This window comes from Halomonas sp. ANAO-440 (assembly GCF_019915905.1).
Lineage (GTDB): Bacteria > Pseudomonadota > Gammaproteobacteria > Pseudomonadales > Halomonadaceae > Halomonas > Halomonas chromatireducens.
In genome coordinates, this window is record NZ_JAHXBV010000010.1 from 41,070 (window position 1) to 60,217 (window position 19,148).

The following is a 19,148-nucleotide window of genomic DNA, read 5'->3' on the forward strand; positions in this document are numbered from 1 at the left end:
CTGAACACGCGGTCAGTCTTTGTCACCAAAGGCCGGGGCTTCCACCGCCAGTAATTGCAGATGTATGTCAGGCAGCTGGCGAAGATGATCAGCCAGCCAGGCAGTCAGCATGGGCTGTAGTGCCACTCGTAGTTCCGCCAGGCTTTCAGCGTGTAATTCCTCCAGCCGTTCATCCAGCCAGTCGGCAAGGGCATCTTCGTCCAGCGCGCTGACACGGTGCGCATCCAGCATCAAGCGACCGATTCGCGTCCACCCCGGGCCGGTGGAGGCGATGGGCAGCGCAAGATGCAGAATGCCATGACGCGACGAGCCCCGCTCGGCGGCCAATCCCGGCAGCGGGGTGACGGCGTTCTGGCTGACGATGCAAGGGCGCTGGGGGTGGCGAGCTTCCAGGGTCAGGCCATCGACGTCCAGTCGAATCAGGTCGCCGTTGACCGGGCTCACCGGTGCCTGGATTCCCAGGGTATCGGCAAGAGCGCGATGGGCGCGCTGATGCTGGGGTTCTCCATGTACCGGCAGCAGATGCTTGGGTTTGATCCAGCCATAGAATATACGCAGCTCTTCCTGGGCCGGGTGTCCGGAGGCGTGTAGTTCCGGATGGTTGAATTCATCCCAGATGGCGACATCGAGGCGTCTCAATCCATGCTTGAGGCGCTCGATCTGTGGTTCGTTACCCGGAATCGCCTTTGCCGAAAAGATGACGGTATCGCCCGGACTCAACTCGAGGCTGTGGTGCCTGCCGTTGGCCAGGCGGCTCAGTGCGGCGCGAGGCTCGCCCTGGCTGCCGGTGGCGATGACCAATACCTCTTCCGGTGGCAGATACCCCAGGTCGCTTGCCGGAACCAGCGGCGGCATGTCGTCCAGATAGCCAAGCCCGCGAGCCACCCCCACCATGCGTTCCATGGCCCGTCCCATCAGGCTCACCCGTCGTCCGCAGCGCTCAGCGGCCAGCGCAATCGCCAGCACCCTGGCCAGGTTGCTGGCAAAGCAGGAAACCACCACCCGTCCAGTGCATTGGCTCAGTCGATGCTCCAGCGCGCGCGCCACTTCGCCTTCGCTGCGTGAGTGGCCGGGAAGGGGGGCATTGGTGGAATCTCCCACGACGAGGTCCACCGGTGCCAGGGCCCGGAACAGAGACCCCTTCACCGGCGGGCCGATCAAGGGTTCGGGGTCGAGTTTCCAGTCGCCGGTATGAAGTACCCGATAGCCACCCACGGCGATCAACAGGGCGCAGCTTTCCGGTATGGAATGTGTCAGCGGGAGGTAGCGCAGGGTGAAGGGGCCCGTTTCCAGCGCCTCGCCCGGGTCGATCACCTGAATCGCATCGGTGGCAAGCCCGCGTTCGGTGAACTTCGCGCGGAGCAGGCCAGCCGCCAGTGGGGTGGCATGCACCGGGCACTGCCATTTCGGCCAGAGCCAGGCGGCGGCACCGATATGATCTTCATGGCCGTGAGTGATGATCAGGGCGGAGGGCTCAATGCCCAGGGCCACGGCGGTATCCAGGCTGGGAACCTGAAGCGGGCTGTCGGGGAGGTCCTGGCGGATCATCATGCCGCAATCGACGGCGATCCATTCGCCGTCGTGACCATAGAGCCCCAGGTTCATGCCTATCTCACCACAACCGCCCAGCGGCAAGAAATGAAGTGGTTTTCTACGGCGTGGGCGAATGGTGGCGCTGGATGCAATCATCGGCACATCATGGTCAGGCAATGGAGTCTTCACTATACGGGATCGCCGCGGGCTTCCACAATGTAGACCCCAAGGCGCCGGCTACCATTTCGACGTGTCTCGCGTCCGCGAGTTCGCTACAATGCGCGCTCTCCGATCCACGCTCAGCAAGTCGATGGTTGCCCATGTCCCATTACTACCGTCTGGTTGTTTCCTGCCCTGATCGCCGCGGCATCGTGGCTCGTGTCTCCGGCTTCATTTCCGGCCATGGTGGGTCTATTACCGAGGCGAGTCAGCACTCCGACCTGGCGTCGGGCCGCTTCTTCATGCGCTATGAAATCCTCTCCGATTCCATTGACATGACCGGTGACGAATTGCGCAAAGCCTTTGAGCCGGTGGCGCGCGAGTTCGAGATGGAGTGGGCACTGCGCGATACGCGGCGACGCCAGCGTGTGGTGGTCATGGTCTCCCGGGAATCACACTGCCTGGTGGATCTGCTCTATCGCTGGACCGCGGGGGAAATGGAGGGTGATATTGTCGGTGTGATCTCTAACCATCCGGACATGCGGGGCATGGTCGAGTGGCATGGGCTGCCCTATTTCCATGTGCCTGTGGATGCCGCCGACAAGGCTGCTGCGTTTGCCGAAATAGAGGCCCAGGTGGAGGCACTGGATGCCGACACAGTAGTGTTGGCGCGCTACATGCAGATCCTGCCACCCGGCCTTTGCCGGCGATACGCCGGGCGGGTTATCAATATCCATCACAGCTTCCTGCCATCCTTTGTCGGTGCGCGCCCTTATCACCAGGCCCACGACAGGGGGGTCAAGCTGATCGGTGCCACCTGCCACTATGTGACTGAGGAACTGGATGCGGGCCCCATCATCGAACAGGATATCCATCGGGTCAGTCACTGTCATACTCCCGGGGATCTGGTTCGATTCGGCCGCGATGTGGAGAAAGCCGTTCTGGCACGGGGGCTGCGCTGGCACCTGGAGGATCGAGTGCTCATCCACGGCAACAAGACGGTCGTTTTTGCCTGAGCTTTAACGCTGGAGGCGGACATGTCGTTTTCCGAGCCCATGCTGGCTCCCTGGCTGCTGATCGCCTGCGGCGTGTTGTCCCTGGGTGTCGTCGGCCTTGTCCTGGCACAGAGGCCCTGGGAAACCCTGATCGCAGACAGGGCGCTACAGCACCGCTGGCTGGCGGCAACCGTCGCCGTAGTGCTGCTGTGGCAGCTGCGCGCCCAGGCCGTGGACTGGCTGACCCTGCACCTGATGTTCACGGCGCTGCTGACGCTGATCTTCAAGGCGCCCCTGGCGCTGGTCACCAACCTGCTCGCCAACCTGGCCCTGGTCCTGCTCGGCAAGGCTGCCTGGCCGCTATTGGGTGTCAACGTTCTGATTACCGGTGTGATACCCGTTGGTATCACCGTGCTGGTGTGGCGCCTGGTGGATCGCCGCCTGCCGGACAATCTGATGGTCTTTCTCTTTCTCTGCGGCTTCTTCGGCGCAGCGCTGGCCACGCTCGGCACAGGGCTCACCGGCCTGGGGCTGGTCATGCTGGGCGCGACCGATCCGGAAGCGATCTACCTGGCGCAGGAATACGCGCTCTTTCTACCCCTGCTGATGCCCTCCGAGGCGTTCCTGACCGGCATGCTGCTCAGCATCCTGATGGTCTACCATCCCGGCTGGGTGGCCACTTTCAATGATCATCGCTATATCGACACCAAGTAGGGCAGGGTTTCGCTACCTGACGGCCCTCTGGTGAGAGTGCTGTAGACCGGGGGCATATCTTGTAGGGCAGGTGGCATGGGGTGGGTGCTACAGAGGAAGCGTCAGCTGTCGCCTGGCATCCTCCGGCACCAGCCTTGCCCCGACACCCAGCAGGCGTACCGGCCGCTTCTTGCGCGCCCAGGCCTGTGCCAGCAAGGCGTTGAAGGTTTGGTTGCAGAGCGTGCTGCCGCGCCCCTCCATGGTCGTCAGACTGAAATCGTCGAAGCGCACCTTGACGAACAGCCCCGCCAGCGGCGGGTGGCCATGCCTTGCCAGCCGGGATTCCAACCTGTCGCACAGCGCTGCCAGCTCCCTGTGACAGTCGGGCAAGCCGGGAAGGTCTGTTGCGAAAGTGGTCTCCACGCTGACCGACTTGCGTTCACGCTCCACCCTTACCGGGCGGGTGTCGATACCGCGCGCCAGCTCGAACAAGCGATGACCAAACTTGCCGAACTCGTGGATCAATCGATCCTGGGGCAGGCGTTGCAGATCGTCACAGGTATCGATATCCAGTGATTTCAGCCGCCTGGCGGTAGCCGGACCCACGCCATTCAGCTTGGTCACCGGAAGAGTCTTGATGAAGGTAGCGACCCGGTCCGGGGTAATCACCGTCAGGCCGTCAGGCTTCTCCCAGTCGCTGGCGATCTTTGCCAGGAATTTCGACGGTGCGGCACCCACCGAGACGGTAATGCCCACACGTCGCTGACACTCCTCCTTCAGCCAGCGTGCCATCCAGGTGGCGCTGCCCGAAAAGCGCGTTACCGCGGTGACGTCGAGAAAGGCCTCGTCCAGGGACAGAGGCTCAACCAGCGGCGTCAGCTCATGGAAAATAGCCTGAATCTGGCGCGATGCCTCGCGGTAGCGGTCGAAGTCGCCGTGGAGGAGGGTTAGCTGCGGGCACAGCCGCAAGGCTCGCGCCGTGGGCATGGCGGAGTGGATGCCATAGCGGCGAGCCGGGTAGTTGCATGTGGCAATGACGCCGCGACCTTCGGCGCTGCCGCCGATGGCCAGCGGAATCTCGCGCAGCGCCGGGTTGTCGCGCATTTCCACCGCGGCATAGAAGCAATCGCAGTCGGCATGCAGAATCTTGCGAACGGAATCCATGGGCAACCGTTCGACAGCTAGCCGAGGGTGAGCGAATTCATCAGAGCGCCTGGCCGCTGCCGCCGCGAATCACGCCAACGCCTACGCCCTCTATTTCCAGGGGTTGGTGGCGTAAATCCACCTCGATAGGTGCGAAATCGGCATTTTCGGCCTCGAGGATGACCTGGTGGCCATTGCGATGAAAGCGCTTGACGGTGACTTCATCCTCGAGCCTGGCAACGACGATCTGACCGTCGCGAACGCGATCCGTGCGATGCACAGCCAGCAGGTCGCCCTCGAGGATGCCGGCATCTTTCATGGAGAGGCCGCGGACCTTCAGCAGATAGTCGGCACGGGGAGTGAAGAATTCAGGGGGCAGGGGGCAGTAGCGATCGATGTGCTCCGCGGCAAGGATAGGGCTGCCGGCTGCTACCTCGCCAATGATCGGCAAGCCCTCCACGGCAGGTTCGCCCCCGACCGGCTCGGCGTCCTGCGCCGGCAGGCGAATACCCCGGGACGTACCACGGATGACCCGGATGACGCCCTTGCGCTCCAGGGCCCGCAGGTGCTCCTCGGCCGCGTTGGGGGAACGGAAGCCCAGGGCGCGGGCGATTTCGGCACGGGTCGGCGGGTAGCCGAACTCGTTCATTGTCTTGACAATGAAGTCGTAGACGTTCTGCTGGCGTGAGGTGAGGGGGCGTGACATGCGACCTCCGGGTAGCGGTGCCTTGAGTATTGTTCAAGTATACAGCATGGAAGTCTATCCAGTAAAAAGGCCTGTGGCTAGCGAGTGGTATGGCACGTTTCAAACAGATGCTTGTCAATTAATTTGAGCGAAACGCTGAAATCACGTAGACTTTTGTAATGTTTTAAACACGCGTTTCCAGCGGGATCAAGATAATGGCTCAAACCGACACCGTCACACGCATCCTCGATACTGCCGAAGTCCTGTTCGCAGAACGTGGCTTTGCAGAAACTTCCTTGAGGACCATCACCAGCAAGGCGCGAGTCAACCTGGCCGCTGTGAACTACCATTTCGGCTCGAAGAAATCGCTGATTCAGGCGGTGTTCGCCCGCTATCTGGATCCTTTCACCGTGCGCTTCCACCATGCCCTGGATGAGCTGGAAGCGCAGCATGCCGGTGGCGTCATTCCACTGGAAGTCCTGCTGGAAACCATGGCGCGTACCGTCCTTGAGGTGCCTGGCGAACGCCACAGCCTCAAGGTGTTCATGAAGCTGCTGGGGCTTGCCTATAGCCAGGCCCAGGGGCATCTGCGACGCTACATTCAGGATGAGTACGGCAGCGTGTTCTCGCGTTTCACTGACCTTGTCCGGCTGGCAACACCCGACCTGCCCGATTCCGAGCGTTTCTGGCGCCTGCACTTCGTGCTTGGCACCGTGATCTTCACCCTCTCAGGGCTGGATGCGCTGCGTGATATCGCTGAAAAGGATTATCAGGAACATGTTTCCGTGCGCGACCTCATCCGCCGCTTGCGGCCGGTGGTGGTGGCTGCCATGAACGCACCGCTTCCGCCACCCCCCATGCCGAAGGCCGAGGCGAGCTGATATGCGGACACCGCGCCTGACCGAGCTGCCACCGGCAACGGGCACCTGGCTGGAAGTCGATGTCGCGAATCAGTGTCTGGTCCACTGGCAGGGATCAAGGCCTCAGGCAGAGTGGGCCGTCTCTACCGCCCTGGCTGGAACCGGTCAGCAGGAGGGCAGCGGCTGCACTCCGCTGGGGTGGCACTATGTGCGAGCTGCCATCGGTGATGGGCTGCCCACGGGCACGGTCTTCAGAGGTCGGCGGCCCACCGGGGAGCGATTTTCCCCGGCACTGGCCGAAGCACACCCCCATCGCGACTGGATTCTCACCCGCATCATCTGGCTCTGCGGGCTGGAGCGGGGGTTCAACCGCGGGGGCGAGGTCGACAGCCAGCGGCGCTATATCTACTTTCACGGCACGCCACCCGACCAGCCAATGGGCGTGCCGCGCTCCCATGGATGCATCCGCCTGAGCACGTCGTCGCTGCTGCATCTCTTTTCCCTGGCCCCTCCCGGGACGCCCGTGTGGCTGCATGACTGAAGGCTGAGCATCAAGCCCTTGCGCATGGCTGTCACCTCGACCAACTTTGGTCTAGAATCAGCCTCCTTCTAGCCCAAGGAATCCGATCATGACGCAGACCCTCGGCCCGGTGATGCTGGATCTGGAAGGCACGCAGCTGAGCGACGACGAGCGCAGGCTACTGCTTCGTCCCGAGGTGGGCGGGGTGATTCTCTTTTCTCGCAATATCGAGGATGCCCGCCAGGTTCGCTCCCTCTGTAACACCATACGACAGTTGCGCCCTGAGTTGCTGTTGACCGTCGACCAGGAAGGGGGGCGGGTGCAACGTCTGCGTCAAGGCGTTACCCGGATTCCCTCCATGGGACGGATTGGCCGCGACTATGTTGCAGCACCGGAAGTCACCCTGAGACTGTGCCTCGATACCGGTTGGCTCCTGGGCATGGAGATGGCCGCCTGTGGACTCGACCTCAGTTTTGCACCGGTACTCGATGTCGACGGTGGCATCTCCAGTGTGATCGGGGACCGCAGCTTTTCCAGCGATCCGCTCGCGGTTTCCGCCATGGCCGAAGCCTTCGTCGCCGGCCTGCATGAAGCCGGCATGGCGGCCGTCGGCAAGCATTTCCCCGGCCACGGAGGCGTCGCTGCCGATTCGCATCTGGAACTGCCCGTCGACGACAGGCCCATCGATGTCATCCGCGGCCATGACCTGGTGCCCTTCGCCGACCTGGCCTGTCGGCTCGACGGCGTCATGCCTGCCCATGTCATCTACAGCGCCTTCGATGCCCGTCCCGCCGGCTTCTCCAACAGCTGGCTGGGGCTGCTGCGTGAATCGCTCGGCTTCAAGGGCACGATCTTCTCCGATGACCTCGGCATGGCCGGGGCCGGATATGCCGGCGGCCCCTATGAGCGTGCCCAGGCAGCGCTGGACGCCGGCTGTGACATGGTGCTGGTGTGCAACGACCGCGCTGCCGCCCTGGAGGTGCTTGACGCCTGCCAGGGGCGCACCATACGACCAGCGACCCGGCTACGCTATGGCCGGGCTCGTCCGGAGCCTGAAGCCCTGGAAGCGCTGGGGCGCTGGCGTCGTGTTCACGCCCGCCTCGAAGCCATGGCCCAGGACTGAACGATCACGTCCCGTCCCGATTACCGATTACCCTTCAGCGACATGAGCTCCCAATGCCCAAACTCGATCCCGATTTCCACCAGTCCCTGACCACCATGCGCGATGTCATGGAGAGCGCCGACTGCCTGATCACGCAAGAGGAGGTCGAAGTTGCTCTCGATCGCATGGCGGAGCAGATCACCGCTGATCTGGGCGACAAGCTGCCGGTCTTCTACTGCGTGATGAACGGTGGCTTGATCACCACCGGCCATCTTCTGACTCGCCTGGGCTTTCCGCTGGAAGTCGACTACCTGCATGCCACGCGCTATCGCGGTGGTATCCGTGGTGGCGACCTGTTCTGGCGCGTCTCGCCGGAAGTGCCCATGGCCGACCGTCACGTCGTGATCGTCGACGACATCCTCGATGAAGGCACCACGCTTGCCGCCATCCTCGATTACTGCCACAAGGCCGGCGCCAAGAGCATTTCGACGGCGGTACTGGTCGACAAGCGCCACGACCGCAAGGCCGTGCCCGACCTGCGCGCCGACTACTGCGGCCTGGAAGTCGTTGACCGCTACGTCTTCGGCTTCGGCATGGACTACAAGGGATACTGGCGCAACGCCCCGGGAATCTTCGCACCCAAGGGGCTGTAGGGAAGGGGGTCGTTGATAGAGAGAATCGCTGTTGGAGCGCTCGGTTCGGCGCTCCGGCTCCGCGTCGCGACTGGCGCCGCGAGGCGCCTTGGCGGAGGCTGCCGTGGCATGAAAGAACAGCTGTTGGAGCGCTCGGTTCGGCGCTCCGACTCCGCGTCGCGACTGGCGCCGCCAGGCGCCTCGGCAGTGACCGCCGTGGCATGAAAGAACAGCTGTTGGAGCGCTCGGTTCGGCGCTCCGACTCCGCGTCGCGACTGGCGCCGGCAGGCGCCTTGGCGGAGGCTGCCGACGCTGATAACAATAGCCAGCATCGGCACCAAGAGCGACTATCCGATCACGCCAGCCCCAGCTCGTGGGTGGCCTCTTCGCGCATCTTGAACTTCTGGATTTTGCCGGTGACGGTCATCGGGAACTCATCGACGAACTTCACGTAGCGCGGGACCTTATAGTGGGCGATCTTGCCCTTGCAGAATTCCTTCAGCTCGTCGCCGGTCAGCTGCTGGCCTTCGCTCAACTTGACCCAGGCCATTACTTCCTCGCCGTATTTCTCGTCGGGCACGCCGATGACCTGGACGTCGGAGATAGCCGGGTGGGTGTAGAGGAAGTCCTCGATCTCGCGGGGGTAGATGTTCTCGCCGCCGCGTATGATCATGTCCTTGATGCGCCCGACGATGGCCACATAGCCCTCTTCGTCCATGGTGGCCAGATCGCCGGTGTGCATCCAGCCGGCCGCGTCGATCGACTTGTCGGTGGCTTCCTCGTTCTCCCAATAGCCCAGCATCACGCTATAGCCGCGGGTGCAGAGCTCACCGGTCTCACCGCGAGGTACCACGGCGCCGGTTTCGGGACTGACAAGCTTGACCTCAAGATGCGGGTGGATAGTGCCCACGGTGGTCACGCGCTTATCCAGCGGCGCATCGGTCTGGGTCTGGAAGCTGACCGGGCTGGTCTCGGTCATGCCATAGCAGATGGTGACGTCTTCCATGTTCATCTTGTCGATGACCTGGCGCATCACCTCAATGGGACAGATGGACCCGGCCATGATCCCGGTGCGCAGCGTCGAGAGGTCGTACTGAGCAAAGTTGGCGTGCTCCAACTCGGCGATGAACATGGTGGGCACGCCGTAGAGTGCCGTGGCCTTCTCCTCGGAAACCGCCTTCAGCGTCGCCTCGGGGTCGAAGCCGTCACCCGGGTAGATCATGGTGGCACCATGGGTCACGCAGCCCAGGTTGCCCATCACCATGCCGAAACAGTGGTAAAGCGGCACCGGGATCACCAGGCGGTCCTTCTCGGTAAAGCCCATGGTGCGAGCAACAAAGAAACCGTTATTGAGGATGTTGTGGTGGGAGAGGGTGGCGCCCTTCGGAGCCCCGGTGGTGCCGGAGGTATATTGGATATTGATCGGGTCGTCGAACTGCAGGGTGCCTTGTACTTCCGCCAGGCGCTCGGCGGAGACCTGGTCGGCATGACCAAGCATGCCCTGCCAGGTGAGCATGCCGGGCAGGGCGAGGTCCGCGTCGAGGCAGACGACCCGCTTGAGCTCCGGAAGGCTGGCGCAACTGAAGGTGTCAGGTGCGGCGTCTCGTATCTCAGGCGCCAGCTCAGCCAGCGTTGCCACGTAGTCGGAAGACTTGAATTTCCCCTGCAGTACCAGCGTCGACGCGCCCGACTGCTTGAGGGCATATTCCAGCTCGTGGGTACGATAGCTGGGGTTGATGTTGACCAGCACCGCGCCGATCTTGGCGGTGGCGAACTGAGTGATGGTCCACTCGGCGCAGTTGGGTGACCAGATGCCCACACGGTCGCCTTTTACCACGCCCAATGCCAGCAGGGCACGGGCCGCCTCATCCACCGCTTGCTGTAGCTCCGTCCAGGTATAGCGCAGGCCCTGGTGCAGGCTGAGCAGGGCGTCGCCATCGGGGAAGCGTGCCACTGTCTCGTCAAAACAGTCGCCGATGGTCTGTCCCTTCAGCGGAGTATCGCTGATACCGCTGACGTAGCTGTTCTGAACGCGATTCTGTGAGTGTTGGCGTGTCATCGTGTTACCCGTCTTGTTGTTGCAAGATTAAATGTAAAACTGGCACAAGAGCTGGCAGCAGCCTGGTGGTGTCGATGCCTGTTTGCAGGGCAACACCGGAAGACCGGCGGGCAGAATCACTGCTGGTCCAGGCGCTTGAGGACGTCGCGGGCCCGCATCTCCACGTCATCGAGCTCTCGTTGCATCAGTCTGATATCCTCGAGCTGTCGCTCCATGTTGGTGCGCTTGTCAGCCAGTATCTCCAGGAGGCGCTTGAGCTGGCGTGCGTTTCCATCCGGCATGGCGTCATACATCTCGATGACTTCGCGTATCTCGGCCAGCGAAAATCCAAGCCGCTTGCCTCGCAATGTCAGCTTGAGTCGCACGCGATCCTTTTCATGATAGATCCGTGTCTGCCCCCGGCGCTCAGGGGCCAGCAGGCCTTCCTGCTCGTAGAACCGGATTGTGCGCGGCGTCACCTCGAACATGCGGGCTAGTTCACCGATGGAGTAGGTGCGGCGCTGCTGCGGCAGACTGCCATTGATTACAGTGGTGGCTTCCGGTTCGGCTGTGCTCATTGCTACCTTTCCTGTGACTTGGTGGGCCGTCTAGCGGTTTCCCTCCACTTAACCGCAACACTAGACGACGTTGACGTTAACGTAAAGTGCTTGTAGACCAAGGGATGTATGCGATAAAACCTAGCAAGTGCTAGGTTGGTTGCCATCAGGCTCGCGCAACAGGGTGTTTCCCACCCATGGCAATCCGGCGATCGATCAGCTACCACTACCTGGATCGAACATCTCGGTCGTACCATTCAGTCGATACATGAGGACACCTCGATGGATTTCTCCCTGACCGATGACCAGAAGGCGCTCGTTCAAGCGGCCGCCGACTTCAGCAGGGCCGAACTGGCCGATCACGCCGCCGAATGGGACGCCACTTCGCACTTCCCGGTCGAGGTCATTCGACGCGCCGGTGAGGCGGGTTTCCTCGGTATCTATATCCCCGAAGAGCGGGGCGGATTGGGGTTGTCCCGCCTGGATGCCTCGCTGATCTTCGAGCAGCTCTCCCAGGGCTGCATCTCGACTACCGCCTATCTTACCATCCACAACATGGTTGCCTGGATGGTTGCCAGTTGGGGCAGCGAGGCGCTGCGTGAAAGCTGGGTGGACCGACTGGTAAGCGGTGAGTGCCTGGGCTGCTACTGCCTCACTGAACCGGGGTCAGGCTCGGACGCAGCCAGCCTGCGCACGAAAGCGGTACGGGACGGCGATGACTATGTCATCAGCGGCTCCAAGATGTTCATATCAGGGGCCGGGGCCAACGATGTCCTCATCGTCATGGCGCGGACCGGTGGACCCGACAGTGGGGCGGGCGGTGTTTCCGCAATCCTCGTTCCGGCCGATGCGGCGGGCATCGAATACGGCAAGAACGAAGAGAAGATGGGCTGGAAGAGCCAGCCGACACGCCTGGTCAGTTTCGATGGCGTCCGGGTGCCGGTCGGCAATCGCCTGGGAGAGGAAGGCGAAGGCTTCAAGCTGGCCATGAAGGGGCTTGACGGAGGAAGGCTCAATATTGCCAGCTGTTCACTGGGTGCCGCACAGCATGCGTTGACTCTCTCGCGTGACTACATGGCCGATCGCAAGCAGTTCGGTCGTGAGCTGTCGAGTTTCCAGGCGCTGCAGTTCAAGCTTGCCGACATGGCTACCGAATTGATGGCGGCGAGGCTGATGGTGCGTCAGGCGGCATGGCGGCTCGACAACAGCGACCCCGACGCCACCGCCCATTGCGCCATGGCCAAGCGGTTCGCTACCGACATGGGTTTCAATGTCTGCAATGATGCCCTTCAGCTCCACGGCGGTTACGGGTATCTCAGGGAGTTCCCGCTGGAGCGCATGGTACGCGACACCCGGGTGCATCAGATTCTCGAGGGCACCAACGAAATCATGCGGGTCATCGTGGCCCGTCGACTGCTGGCGGATGGCGTCATCGAAGCGCTGCAGTAAGACGAGGCATTGAGTAAGGCTACGTAGAACAATCAGGAGAGCAGTTGCATGACGGAACTTGCGGTCATCTTTGACGAGCGCCCGACAAGGGACGGTGGGCGGATTGGTGTTGCCACCCTCAACGCGCCGAAATCACTCAATGCCCTGACGCTGACAATGGCGCAGCAGCTCATGGCCAAGCTCGCCGCCTGGGCGGTGGATCGCAGCATCGTGGCTGTTTGGCTCGAAGGGGCGGGTGAGAAGGCCTTCTGCGCCGGCGGTGATGTGGTCGCGCTGTATCGCTCCATGACCGAAGAAGGCGAAAACCGTGGTTCACGGCGCGATAGCGTCTTCGCTGAAACCTACTTCACCACGGAATATCGCCTCGACTACCGGATTCACACCTATCCCAAGCCGATCCTGCTTTGGGGAGACGGCATCATCATGGGCGGCGGCCTGGGGCTGACGGCCGGTGCTTCGCACCGGATCGTGACCGAAACCACGCGTATCGCCATGCCCGAGATCACCATCGGCCTCTATCCCGATATCGGCGCCAGCTGGTTTCTCAATCGCATGCCACCCGGTGTCGGCACCTACCTGGGTATCACCGGCGCCCAGTTGAACGCCCGTGACGCGCTGGATCTGGGCATGGCCGACTACTTTGTTCCCCGCGAACGGCGGGAAACTCTGCTCGAAGCCCTGGGCGAAGCCGATTACGGCGCGCGAACCCCACGGGATCTGCGCGCTGGCGTGCAAGCGGCAGTCGACGCTATTGAAGAGCGCGCCCAGGCACCCCAGGCGCAGGTATGGCCCCATCTCGACTATATCCAGACGTTGGTAGGGCAGGTCGATGCACCTTCCGCCGTGAAGCAGATCCTCCGCGATACCCGTGACGATGCCTGGCTTGCGGCCAACCGTGCGCGGCTCGAGGCCGGCAGCCCGCTGACCGCGCATCTGGTCTGGCTGATGCTGGATCGCCATCGTCATACCAGCCTGGCCGACGCCTTCCGCGACGAGCTGAATTTGTCGGTTCAGTGCTGTCGGCAGGGAGATGTCGCTGAGGGCGTGCGCGCGCTGCTGATCGACAAGGACAAGAACCCCCAGTGGCAGCATGCCGATGTCGACAGCGTGCCACAGGCCGACCTGGATGCCTTGATGGTCCCCTTGTGGAGCAGCGAGGCCCACCCGTTGCGTGACCTCGGCACAGGCGAGCGCGTAAATTGAACGTTCGGTCTACGGCTGGAACCAACAATCAATAATGAGTCTCAGGAGCAACCTGTATGAAAATCGCCTTTATCGGACTGGGTAACATGGGCGCGCCGATGGCCGCCAACCTGGTCAAGGCCGGCCACGAGGTCAGCGTCTTCGACCTGGTGGATGCGGCCATGAAGAGCCTGGAAAAGGCCGGTGCCCACGCCTGCGCCAGCGCCCAGAGCGCTGCCAGCGGTGCCGATGTCATCATCTCGATGCTGCCCGCCGGCCAGCATGTAAGACGACTCTATCTCGGCCGTGACACGGCGCCGGGGCTGTTCGAAGCTCTGGAAGGCAAGCCGCTGATCATCGACGCCTCGACCATCTCACCGGAGGATGCCCGCTTCGTCGGTGCCGCCGCTGCCGAACGTGGGCTGACCTATCTCGATGCGCCCGTCTCGGGCGGTGTCGGTGGCGCCCAGGCCGGCACCCTGACCTTCATTGTGGGTGGTACCGAAGCCGGCTTCGAGCAGGCCAAGCCCATACTGGAAGGCATGGGCAAGAACATCTTCCACGCGGGCGAAGTCGGCTCTGGTCAGGTAGCGAAGATCTGCAACAACATGCTGCTGGGAATACTGATGAGCGGCACCGCCGAAGCCCTGGCACTGGGCGTGAAGAACGGTCTCGACCCGGCCGTACTCTCGGAGATCATGAAGCAGAGCAGCGGCGGCAACTGGGCACTGAACCTCTATAACCCCTGGCCCGGCGTCATGCAGGGCTCCGCGGCCTCCCGTGACTACCAGGGCGGCTTCCTGACCGACCTGATGGCCAAGGACCTGGGCCTTGCCTGGGAACTCGCCCTGGAGAGCAAGGCCACGGTGCCGATGGGCTCCCAGGCACGTAACCTCTTCGCCCTTCACGCATCCCAGGGCAACGGCGGCAAGGACTTCTCCAGCATCCAGAAGCTCTTCCGCGCCGGCGAGGAGGAGTGAAACGGGGCGATACCGTTGGTTGAAATGATCGCTGTTGGAGCGCCGCTTCGCGTCGCGACTGGCGTCAGAAGGCGCCTCGGCACATGAAAGAGCAGCTGTTGGAGCGCTGGTCCCCATCGCGACTGGTGCCGATAGGCGCCCGGCGGAGGCTGAAACGCCGGTGATGGCCGCGAACCTCGGCAACACCGCCGGGAGTCCTTCGGCCTCCAGTCGTGATCTAAAGATACTCCGACAGCGGTGTGGCAACGTCGGTGGAGAGAATCATTGTTGGAGCGCCGCTCCGCGTCGCGACTGGCGCCGCCAGGCGCCCGGCGGAGGCTGAAACGCCGGTGATGGCCGCGAACCTCGGCAACACCGCCGGGAGGCCTGCGGCCTCCAGTCGCCGATGCGTCGGACCGGATCTAAAAATACTCCTACAGCGTGGTAATCGCCTGTTATGGCAGGAAAAGGCAGCTGTTGGAGCGCCGCTCCGCGTCGCGACTGGCGCCGCCAGGCGCCTCGGCGGAGACCCCCTTTGGTACGTCGCCAGGAAGCAGGCACAATCGTGAGCCTGTTTCATGTATTCGAGGCTTCATGACGCTTTCATCGCCATCCGCTGATCGTCCATCCCGCCGTCCCGTTCGCCGCGAACTTCTCGAAGGGCCTATCGCGGCGACCCTGCTGCGCAAGAGCCTGCCGGTAGTGGGTGGCATGATCGCCATGCTCAGCTTCAACCTGGTGGACTCCTGGTTCATCGCACGGCTGGGTACAGAGCCGCTGGCGGCGGTTTCCTTTACCTTTCCGGTGGTCTTCGCGGTGATCAGCCTGGCGATCGGGCTGGGTATAGGCACCTCGGCGGTCGTTGCCAGAAGGCTGGGGCAGGGGGATCTCGCCACGGTGCGCCGGCGTGCCACCGATGCGGCGCTGCTCGCGCTGGTCGTTGGCCTTGTCCTCACCGCGTTGGGCTTGGCGACAATCGACCCGCTGTTCCGGCTGCTGGGTGCCGACGAGGCACTCATGCCCCATGTTCGCGACTACATGGGCATCTGGTACCTGGGGGCCGCGGCAGTCATTGTGCCCCGGGTGCTCAACAGCGTGTTGCGTGCCCAGGGCAATACCCTGATCCCCGGGCTGATGATGGCGCTGGCGGCCCTGCTCAACGGGCTCCTCGACTGGCTGCTGATCTTCGGCGTGGGTCCCTTCCCCGAACTGGGCGTGCAGGGGGCGGCTCTTGCCACCGTACTCAGCTGGGGATTGATGACCGCGGCGCTTTTCTTTCAGCGCGAGCTGCGGGATTGTCTCGTCTTCCGGCAGCTGCCCCTGGCGGACATGCTGGCTTCCTGGCGTGAGCTGTCGCGCATATCCGTTCCCGCTGCCATCACCAGCGTCTTTACGCCGCTGGCGCTCGCCCTGGTGACGCGGATCGTCGCCGACCACGGCCACCACGCGGTGGCGGGCTTCGGGGTCGGTACGCGTATCGATGCCTTCGTTCAGATCGCCGTCCTGGCGCTCTCGATGACGCTTCCGCCTCTGGTCAGCCAGAACATCGGCGCCGCGCAGCACGACCGGGTAAGACGCGCCATCTTCGGTTGTTTCGGTTTCGTACTCGCCTGGCAGTTCGGGGTATGGCTGTTGCTGCAATTGCTGGCGCCCTGGCTCGTTGGCAGCTATGCCGATAGTGAGGCCATGGCAGAAGTCCTGCGCGCCTTTCTTTGGTGGGTGCCACTGGGACTGGGCGCCCAGGGCGTCGTCATCCTCGCCGTCTCATCGCTGAACGCCCTGCACGAGCCCGGCCGGGCCATGCGTCTCTCGGTCATTCGGCTCTTCGTGCTGACCGTGCCACTGGCCTGGCTGGGTGGTGTCCTGGCAGGGCCAACCGGCATATTCATCGGCATGTTTATCGCTAACCTGCTGATCGGGCTGGTGGCCTGGCGACTCATTCACCGTCGTCTTCAAGAGCGTGCGCCGCCGGCAACGTATTCGGCCTAGTTTTACCCGCTGGTTCCGGTGGGAGATACACAAAAAACTGGCCCAGGGGTTGGCAGCGCGCCGTTCATGGTCTACATTCTATCAAAATGTAGATATTCACTGCGGAGCATCACCATGAGCCAGATTACCCCTGTCACCTGGGAAGACCCGTTCCGGCTGATCGATCAGTTGGACGAAGATGAACGCATGGTGCTGCAAACCGCCCATGATTACTGTCAGGACAAGCTGATGCCGCGGGTGCTTGAGGCCAACCGCCACGAGCACTTCCATCGCGAAATCATGAACGAGATGGGTGAGCTGGGCCTGCTCGGTGCCACCATCGACGGCTATGGCTGCGCCGGCATGAACTACGTGAGCTACGGCCTTATCGCCCGTGAGGTGGAGCGCGTCGACTCCGGCTACCGCAGCGCCATGAGCGTGCAGTCCAGTCTCGTGATGTATCCGATCCACGCCTTCGGCACCGATGCCCAGCGAGAAAAGTACCTGCCCAAGCTGGCCACCGGCGAGTGGGTGGGGTGCTTCGGTCTCACCGAACCCGACCATGGCTCCGACCCGGGCAGCATGTCCACCCGCGCCGTGCGCACCGATGGTGGCTGGCGCCTCAACGGTACCAAGACCTGGATCACCAACTCGCCCATCGCCGATGTGTTCGTGGTCTGGGCAAGAGACGAGGAGGGCGTGGTCCGCGGTTTCATCCTCGAAAAGGGCATGCCGGGTCTCTCGGCGCCCAAGATCGAGGGCAAGTTCAGTCTGCGCGCCTCCATCACTGGTCAGATCGCCATCCAGGATGTCGAGGTCTCCGACGACCAGCGCCTGCCCGGCGTCACCGGCCTCAAGGGACCGTTCTCCTGCCTTAACCGTGCCCGCTTCGGCATTGCCTGGGGCAGCATGGGGGCCGCCGAGGCGTGCTGGCATGCCGCCCGTGAATACACCCTGGATCGCAAGCAGTTTGGCCGCCCGCTGGCTGCCAATCAGCTGATCCAGAAGAAACTGGCCGACATGCAGACCGAAATCGCCCTGGGCCTGCAGGCGGCGCTGCGCGTCGGTCGCATGATCGATGACGGCCAACTGGTGCCGGAGGCGATCTCGCTGATCAAGCGCAACAACTGCGGCAAAGCGCTGGATATCGCCCGGGTTGCTCGCGACATGCACGGCGGTAACGGCATCTCCGACGAATACCACGTGATTCGCCACATGATGAATCTCGAGGCGGTGAATACCTATGAGGGCACCCACGATGTCCACGCCTTGATCCTGGGGCGGGCTCAGACGGGCCTCCAGGCCTTCGCCAACTAATCGCCAAGATCCAAACGCTAGCTCTAGCGAGGAGCGGCGGGGCTTGCCCGCCGCAGTGACGAGTGTGGAAGGAATCAACATGAGCGGACCGCTTGACGGTATCGTGGTGCTCGATATGTCGCGCGTGCTGGCGGGCCCCTGGGCCGGCCAGCTGCTCGCCGACCTTGGCGCACGCGTGATCAAGATCGAACATCCCGAGCGCGGCGACGACACCCGCGGCTGGGGCCCGCCCTGGCTCGGCGAAGACCTGGAGGCAGGTGGTGGCGATCCCGAGCGTGTGGCCGCCTATTTCCTCTGCGCCAATCGCGGCAAGCAGTCGCTGGCGGTGGATATTGCCACCAAGAATGGCCAGGCGCTGATTCGCCAGCTGGCGACGGGCGCCGATATCGTGTTGGAGAACTTCAAGGTGGGCGGGCTGGCCAAGTATGGCCTCGACTACGCCAGCCTGCATGAGTTGAATCCCAGGCTGATCGGCTGTTCCATCACCGGTTTCGGCCAGGATGGACCCTATGCCCACCGCGCCGGATACGATTTCATGATCCAGGCCATGGGCGGGCTGATGAGCATCGGCGGCGAGCCGGACGGCATGCCGATGAAGACCGGGGTCGCGATTACCGACGTCACCACCGGGCTCTATGCCACCATCGGCGTGCTGGCAGCGCTGCACGAGCGTGAGCGTACCGGGCTGGGTCGGCACGTGGACGTGGCCCTGCTCGACGTTCAGGTGGCGGCACTGGCCAACCAGTCGCTCAATGCGCTGGTCAGCGGGCAGTCACCCCAGCGACATGGCAATGCCCACCCCAACATCGTTCCCTATCAGGCCTTCGCCTGTGCCGACGGCTACCTGGTGCTCACCGTGGGCAATGACAGTCAGTTTGCCAGGCTGGCGGAACTGTTCGGTCATCCGGAGTGGGGGGAAGACCCTGCTTATGCCACCAACGAGTCCCGGGTGGGGAACCGCGATCAGCTGGTGCCATTGATCCAGGCGATCTTCCGCACCCGGACCCGTGACGACTGGCTGGCGGAACTGGAAGCCCGCGGCATTCCCGCCGGGCCCATCAACACCATCAGCGAAGTCTTCGACGACCCGCAGGTTCGTCACCGGGGAATGCAGCGCACCCTGAAGCGTGGCGACCTCGACGTACCCCAGGTGAGCAACCCGCTGCGCTTCGACGGCCAGCAGGCCACCAGTGACGTGGCGCCACCCCGGCTCGGCCAGGACAGCGACGCGATACTCGCCGAGATGGGGCTCTCGCCCGACGATATCGCCAGGCTGAAGCGGGAAGGAGTGGTGCGTTGAGGCGTTGGCAACACCGCCGGGAGTCCTTCGGCCTCCAGTCGCCGATGCGTCGGACC

17 protein-coding genes are annotated in these 19,148 nt (G+C 63.0%); 12 read left to right on the forward strand and 5 right to left on the reverse strand.

What is annotated here, in order from left to right:
• Positions 1-12 precede the first annotated feature (12 nt).
• Positions 13-1,605 (reverse strand): ribonuclease J, encoded by a 1,593-nt coding sequence (locus KZO25_RS09255; RefSeq protein WP_223136728.1) that lies wholly within the window; start codon positions 1,603-1,605, stop codon positions 13-15.
• Positions 1,606-1,853: 248 nt separating this feature from the next.
• On the opposite strand from KZO25_RS09255, the gene purU reads away from it, so the two are divergent.
• Complete coding sequence (purU, locus tag KZO25_RS09260) at positions 1,854-2,708, forward strand: formyltetrahydrofolate deformylase (RefSeq protein WP_066448448.1); 855 nt, start codon at positions 1,854-1,856, stop codon at positions 2,706-2,708.
• Between the two features lie 21 nt (positions 2,709-2,729).
• Entirely contained in the window at positions 2,730-3,401 is a 672-nt protein-coding gene (locus KZO25_RS09265) for an energy-coupling factor ABC transporter permease (RefSeq protein WP_223136729.1), read from the forward strand.
• An 87-nt stretch (positions 3,402-3,488) separates the two neighbouring features.
• Here the strand turns inward: KZO25_RS09265 and dinB are convergent, their stop codons facing one another.
• Together dinB and lexA are read right to left on the reverse strand one after the other, a co-directional pair.
• Positions 3,489-4,544, reverse strand: a complete 1,056-nt coding sequence (gene dinB / locus KZO25_RS09270; RefSeq protein ID WP_223136730.1) for a DNA polymerase IV — start codon at positions 4,542-4,544, stop codon at positions 3,489-3,491.
• Between the two features lie 40 nt (positions 4,545-4,584).
• Positions 4,585-5,229: a transcriptional repressor LexA gene (lexA, locus tag KZO25_RS09275; RefSeq protein WP_066448442.1), complete on the reverse strand. Its 645-nt coding sequence runs from the start codon at positions 5,227-5,229 to the stop codon at positions 4,585-4,587.
• Positions 5,230-5,423: 194 nt separating this feature from the next.
• On the opposite strand from lexA, the gene KZO25_RS09280 reads away from it, so the two are divergent.
• The 4 genes from KZO25_RS09280 (at position 5,424) to KZO25_RS09295 (ending at position 8,343) form a co-directional block, all read left to right on the forward strand.
• Positions 5,424-6,089 carry a TetR/AcrR family transcriptional regulator gene (locus KZO25_RS09280; protein ID WP_066448439.1) on the forward strand — a complete coding sequence of 222 codons (666 nt, stop codon included), beginning with the start codon at positions 5,424-5,426 and terminating at the stop codon, positions 6,087-6,089.
• Position 6,090: 1 nt separating this feature from the next.
• Positions 6,091-6,609 (forward strand): L,D-transpeptidase, encoded by a 519-nt coding sequence (locus KZO25_RS09285; protein WP_223136731.1) that lies wholly within the window; start codon positions 6,091-6,093, stop codon positions 6,607-6,609.
• Positions 6,610-6,697: 88 nt separating this feature from the next.
• Positions 6,698-7,711: a beta-N-acetylhexosaminidase gene (gene nagZ, locus KZO25_RS09290; RefSeq protein ID WP_066448435.1), complete on the forward strand. Its 1,014-nt coding sequence runs from the start codon at positions 6,698-6,700 to the stop codon at positions 7,709-7,711.
• Positions 7,712-7,764: 53 nt separating this feature from the next.
• On the forward strand, positions 7,765-8,343 hold the full coding sequence (locus tag KZO25_RS09295) for a hypoxanthine-guanine phosphoribosyltransferase (RefSeq protein WP_114478911.1): 579 nt from the start codon (positions 7,765-7,767) through the stop codon (positions 8,341-8,343).
• 334 nt (positions 8,344-8,677) lie between these two features.
• Here KZO25_RS09295 and KZO25_RS09300 read toward each other — a convergent pair whose 3' ends face one another.
• Together KZO25_RS09300 and KZO25_RS09305 are read right to left on the reverse strand one after the other, a co-directional pair.
• Complete coding sequence (locus KZO25_RS09300) at positions 8,678-10,381, reverse strand: AMP-binding protein (protein ID WP_223136732.1); 1,704 nt, start codon at positions 10,379-10,381, stop codon at positions 8,678-8,680.
• 116 nt (positions 10,382-10,497) lie between these two features.
• The gene (locus KZO25_RS09305) at positions 10,498-10,938 is read right to left on the reverse strand and encodes a MerR family transcriptional regulator (protein WP_223136733.1); all 441 of its coding nucleotides are present in this window, start codon (positions 10,936-10,938) and stop codon (positions 10,498-10,500) included.
• Between the two features lie 261 nt (positions 10,939-11,199).
• On the opposite strand from KZO25_RS09305, the gene KZO25_RS09310 reads away from it, so the two are divergent.
• From KZO25_RS09310 to KZO25_RS09335, 6 genes are all read left to right on the forward strand, one after another.
• Positions 11,200-12,366, forward strand: a complete 1,167-nt coding sequence (locus KZO25_RS09310) for an acyl-CoA dehydrogenase family protein (protein ID WP_223136734.1) — start codon at positions 11,200-11,202, stop codon at positions 12,364-12,366.
• Between the two features lie 48 nt (positions 12,367-12,414).
• Complete coding sequence (locus KZO25_RS09315; protein WP_223136735.1) at positions 12,415-13,569, forward strand: enoyl-CoA hydratase/isomerase family protein; 1,155 nt, start codon at positions 12,415-12,417, stop codon at positions 13,567-13,569.
• Positions 13,570-13,625: 56 nt separating this feature from the next.
• Entirely contained in the window at positions 13,626-14,528 is a 903-nt protein-coding gene (gene mmsB / locus KZO25_RS09320; protein WP_223136736.1) for a 3-hydroxyisobutyrate dehydrogenase, read from the forward strand.
• Positions 14,529-15,101: 573 nt separating this feature from the next.
• Positions 15,102-16,496: an MATE family efflux transporter gene (locus tag KZO25_RS09325; RefSeq protein ID WP_223136737.1), complete on the forward strand. Its 1,395-nt coding sequence runs from the start codon at positions 15,102-15,104 to the stop codon at positions 16,494-16,496.
• Between the two features lie 114 nt (positions 16,497-16,610).
• Entirely contained in the window at positions 16,611-17,792 is a 1,182-nt protein-coding gene (locus KZO25_RS09330; protein WP_223136738.1) for an acyl-CoA dehydrogenase, read from the forward strand.
• A gap of 79 nt (positions 17,793-17,871) precedes the next feature.
• Positions 17,872-19,092, forward strand: a complete 1,221-nt coding sequence (locus KZO25_RS09335; protein ID WP_223136739.1) for a CaiB/BaiF CoA transferase family protein — start codon at positions 17,872-17,874, stop codon at positions 19,090-19,092.
• Positions 19,093-19,148 lie beyond the last annotated feature (56 nt).